Genomic DNA, 4,371 nt, shown 5'->3' with positions numbered 1-4,371 from the left:
AAGTGCCGACGACGGTGCCCGCCGATGAGCCGCTGTTGATCGGCGTGGCCTGATCGGCGACCTGGAAGCCGGCGTCCTTCAGACGCTGGCGCGCCAGGTCCTGGGTCATGCCGCCAATGCTGGGCACCTTCGAACCGGGTGCTCCGTCGACGAAGCGGGGATCGGTCGGCGGCAGCACCACGTTGTCGGGGGTGAACTGCTTCATGGCGGTGTACCACGTGCGGGCGGGCTCGTTGCCGCCGTACAGGTTGCCAGAGCCGCACTGCCGCAACGGGAAGGAGCAGAGGTCCGAAGGAGCCGAGGAGTCGTCGTAGATGTAGTTCGCCGCGGCGAAGGCACTGGTGAACCCGAAGAAGCCCGACGAGCGATGGGCCTCGGTGGTTCCGGTCTTCCCGGAGACGGGAAGGGTCCAGCCCGCCGCCCCGGCCGCGCCGGCCGACGTGCCTGGGCCGGTGTCGTCCTTGCTCATCGCGTTGGCAAGGGTGTTGGCGAGCCCCTCTGGCACGACCTGCTGGCACGTCTCGGTGGTGACCGAGACCTCCTTGCCATTGCGATCGAAGACCTTGTCGATGGGGTTGGGCGGGCACCACGTGCCGCCGGAGGACAACGTCGCGGCGACGTTGGACAGCTCGAGCGGGTTGACCTCGATGGGGCCGAGCGTGAACGACCCCAGGTTCTGCCTCTTGACGAAGTCGGCCAGGCTCTCGTTGCTCTCCGGGTCGTAGTCACGTGCCGTGCCTGGCAGGGCGTAGGAACGCAAGCCCAGCTTGACGGCCATGTCGACGGTGCGCTGCACGCCTACCTGTGAGATGAGCTTCGCGAACGCGGTATTGGGCGACGTCGCCAGGGCGTCGCTGACGCTCAGCGTCCCGCGGTAGTTGCCGTCGTTCAGCACACACCAGGTGGCCTGCGGACAGCCCTTGGCCCCACCGCTGCCCAGCCCCTTCGCCTCGAACCGGGCCGGGGCGTCGAGCTGGGCGTTGATGCCCATCCCCATCTCGAGCGCCGCGGACGTGGTGAAGAGCTTGAAGATCGACCCCGCGCCGTCGCCGACCAGAGAGAACGGTTGGGGCTGCATGGTCTCGCCGGCGTCGGTGTTCAGGCCGTACGTGCGGTTGGAGGCCATCGCCACGACCGGATGCGAGTCCTTGCCCGGCTTGATCACGTTCATCACGCTCGCGACGCCTTCGAGGTCAGGAGCCGCGATGCCGTCGATCGACGACTTCACCTGGTTCTGGATGTCGGGGTCGAGCGTGGTGCGAATGAGGTAGCCGCCCTTGGAGACCTGCTCCTTGCTGATGCCCGCGCGGGCCAGATAGTCGAGCACGTAGTCGCAGAAGAAGGCGCGGTCGCCCGCGGCGATGCATCCGCGCGGCAGTTCGTTGGGCTGCGGGAGCACACCGAGCGGCTGTTCCTTGGCGGCGCGCAGCGCGTCCGCCTCCTGAGGGACGTTGTCGATCATGGTGTCCAGCACCAGATTTCGACGGGCCAGCGCACCTTCGGGATTGGTATAGGGATTCAGCGTGCTGGTTGACTGCACCATGCCCGCCAACAGTGCCGCCTGTTGCCAGTTGAGCTCGGAGGCGTTGATGCCGAAGTAGGTCTGAGCGGCGTCCTGCACGCCGAAGGCGCCGTTGCCGAACGACACCAGGTTCAGGTAGCGGGTCAGTATCTCGGGCTTGGCGAACGTCTTGTCCAAGGTCAGCGCCATGCGGATCTCGCGAAGCTTGCGGGCCGGGGTGGTTTCGATCGCCGCGCGCTTCTCGGCATCGGTCTGCGCGATCACCAGCAATTGGTAGTTCTTGACGTACTGCTGCTCGATGGTGGAACCACCGCGGGTGTCGGCGGCGCCGGACATGTAACCGGACAGGCCCGTCAGCGTGCCCTTCCAGTCGACGCCGTTGTGCTCGGCAAACCGCTTGTCCTCGATCGAGACGATCGCCAGCTTCATCGAATTGGCGATCTGATCACTCGGCACCTCGAACCGCCGCTGGGTGTACAGCCACGCGAGCGGGTTGCCCTTCGAGTCGACCATCGTGGAGACCGCGGGCACGTCGCCTTCGACCAGCTGGGAGGAACCGTTGGCAACGACGTCGGAGGCGCGGTTGGACACCAGGCCGAAGCCGCCGACGAGCGGGAACATCAGCCCCGCGGCGACGACGCTGGCCAGTAGCACGCACCACGCCAGCTTGATGACGGTGACCGTGGTCGGCGGGCGGCCCGGTGGCAGCGTCGCCTGCGGTCGATCTGACATGGATAACAGAGTAGCTATGTTGATCGGCACGGGCCCCGGAGCGGTCTATTTAGCCGGTGCGGAAGGTCTGCGCAAGCGCTGGTAGTGCGCGAAGATGTATCACGGCACGGTCGTCCCAAAAATTCGTGAACTTACTGTTGCGCAAAACCCCCCTGACCACCTAGCTTTGACTGACAGTGCGATCCAGGTAACACTACCGATCGCAATGTGGCGTAGATCGCACTTGCGGTTTACACCGTGTACTGGGCCGTCGCAGGGGGCGGCTGGACGAAGGGATCGCTGGTGTCAGGATCACGGCCCGCGGCGCGCAGGACAGTCATGAGTTCCCCAGTCAATGGAGTGGTAGTTCAAAGTGCCGAGGCAGAAGCCCGCATCGCGTGGGTCTCCCAGGCACGCTGCCGCCAGGCCGACCCGGACGAATTATTCGTCCGTGGCGCCGCCCAGCGAAAGGCGGCAGTTATCTGCCGCCACTGCCCAGTAATCTCCGAATGTGGTGCGGACGCCCTCGACAATCGAGTCGAGTTCGGCGTGTGGGGCGGCATGACCGAGCGTCAACGACGCGCCCTGCTCAAGCAGCATCCCGAGGTGGTGTCCTGGGCGGACTTCTTCGCCGCCCAACGCAAACACCGCAGCGCGGTATAGATCGACCAACCGCGGGGGGCCGTCAGGCCGCTTCCACGTCGCCGGTGATCTGATCGGCGATCGCGCGAAGAGCCTCCAGGTCGGAGACGTCGAACGGCAGCGAAGGCACGCCGACGATGGCCACGTGCGGGTTGGCGCCCGTGAATCGGGACAGCAGTCGCACCTCCCGCTTGGCGGTGCGTGCCCGGTCGGCATGGATGCGCAGCACCGCCGCTGCCAGGGCGTTGTCGCCGCCGTCTTCGGCATCCAGTTGATCGGCGGCCTCGCGGGCCTTGTCGGTCTGCAGGTTGCACAGGGTCGGGTGCGTGCGGTTGAGAATCAGCCCGGCGAGCGGCATCTTCTCGCTCGACAGACGGTCGACGAAGAAGGATGCCTCACGCAGGGCGTCCGGTTCGGCGGCGGAGATGACGACGAACTGCGTGCCCCGTCGCTTCAGTAATTCGTAGGTGCGGTCCGCCTTCTCGCGGAAACCGCTGAACGTCGCATCCAGCGCCTGGACGAAACCCGCTGCATCCGAGAGCATTTGAGAGCCAAGCACGGTGGAGAGCGCCTTCATGGCCAGGCCGACGGCGCCGGTGACCAGGCGGCCGATGCCCCGGCCAGGAGCCAGCAGCAGGCGCCAAAGGCGGCTGTCCATGAAGCTGCCGAGCCGTTTCGGCGCGTCGAGGAAGTCGAGCGCATTGCGCGACGGGGGAGTGTCCACGACGACGAGATCCCACTTGTCCTCTGCCAGAAGCTGACCCAGCTTCTCCATGGCCATGTACTCCTGCGTGCCGGCGAGCGAGGTGGCCACGGTTTGGTAGAACTGGTTCTCCAGGATGGCGTCCGCCCGCCCGTCGGCGGAGTACGACACCACCATCTCGTCGAACGTCCTGCGCATGTCCAGCATCATGGCGTGCAGCTCGCCGGTGACCTCGGGCGCCAGCGGCACCCGCTGGGGAGAATTGCCGAGGTCCTTGATGCCGAGCGCCTGGGCCAGCCGCTTGGCCGGGTCGATGGTGAGCACGACGACGGTGCGCCCGTATTCGGCCGCCCGCAGCGCCATCGCCGCGGCGGTGGTGGTCTTGCCGACACCGCCTGCGCCGCAGCACACGACGACCCGGTTGGACCGGTCGGCCAGGATCGCGGCCATGTCCAGTGGGTTGGGGGTCGTGCTCATCACCGCACTCCTTGCTGGCTGAGGGCCTCTGCGAGTTCGTACAGGCTGCCGAGGTCGACGCCGTCGGCGATCGCAGGCAGTTCGAGCCTGGGGATGTCGACGGCGTCGAGTTCTGCTGCGCTCTCGGAACGCGCGCTGATCCGCGTCGCGTGCTGAATCGTCTCCGTCAGCAGGCCGGCGAAGTCGTCGTCGGACAGCTTGATCCCGACCTTGCCGAGGCCGGCGCGCACGGTGTCGGCGTCGACGTCGCCCTCGGCCGCCTTGCTCAGGTCGTCGGGATCCAGGTAGGCGGGGATGTTGCGGTTGACGATGACGC

3 protein-coding genes and 1 pseudogene are annotated in these 4,371 nt (G+C 66.6%); 1 reads left to right on the top strand and 3 read right to left on the bottom strand.

Features of this window, described 5'->3' with window-relative positions:
- On the bottom strand, positions 1–2,254 hold a 2,254-nt coding region (gene ponA2, locus ACRDUX_RS25820; protein ID WP_526417865.1), incomplete at its 3' end, for a transglycosylase/D,D-transpeptidase PonA2.
- A gap of 282 nt (positions 2,255–2,536) precedes the next feature.
- On the opposite strand from ponA2, the gene ACRDUX_RS25815 reads away from it, so the two are divergent.
- Positions 2,537–2,896: a WhiB family transcriptional regulator gene (locus ACRDUX_RS25815; protein WP_526417863.1), complete on the top strand. Its 360-nt coding sequence runs from the start codon at positions 2,537–2,539 to the stop codon at positions 2,894–2,896.
- A 22-nt stretch (positions 2,897–2,918) separates the two neighbouring features.
- On the opposite strand, the gene bagB is transcribed toward ACRDUX_RS25815, so the two are convergent.
- Complete coding sequence (gene bagB, locus ACRDUX_RS25810; protein ID WP_526417861.1) at positions 2,919–4,055, bottom strand: ATPase BagB; 1,137 nt, start codon at positions 4,053–4,055, stop codon at positions 2,919–2,921.
- Positions 4,055–4,371: pseudogene (locus tag ACRDUX_RS25805) on the bottom strand (ATPase); the annotation flags it as partial. The gene bagB and the pseudogene ACRDUX_RS25805, both read right to left, overlap by 1 nt.

Origin of the sequence: Mycobacterium sp. (assembly GCF_050701675.1) — a bacterium.
Lineage (GTDB): Bacteria > Actinomycetota > Actinomycetes > Mycobacteriales > Mycobacteriaceae > Mycobacterium.
Note: the sequence above shows the minus strand (reverse complement) of the source record. Positions and strands in the feature narration are given on the sequence as shown.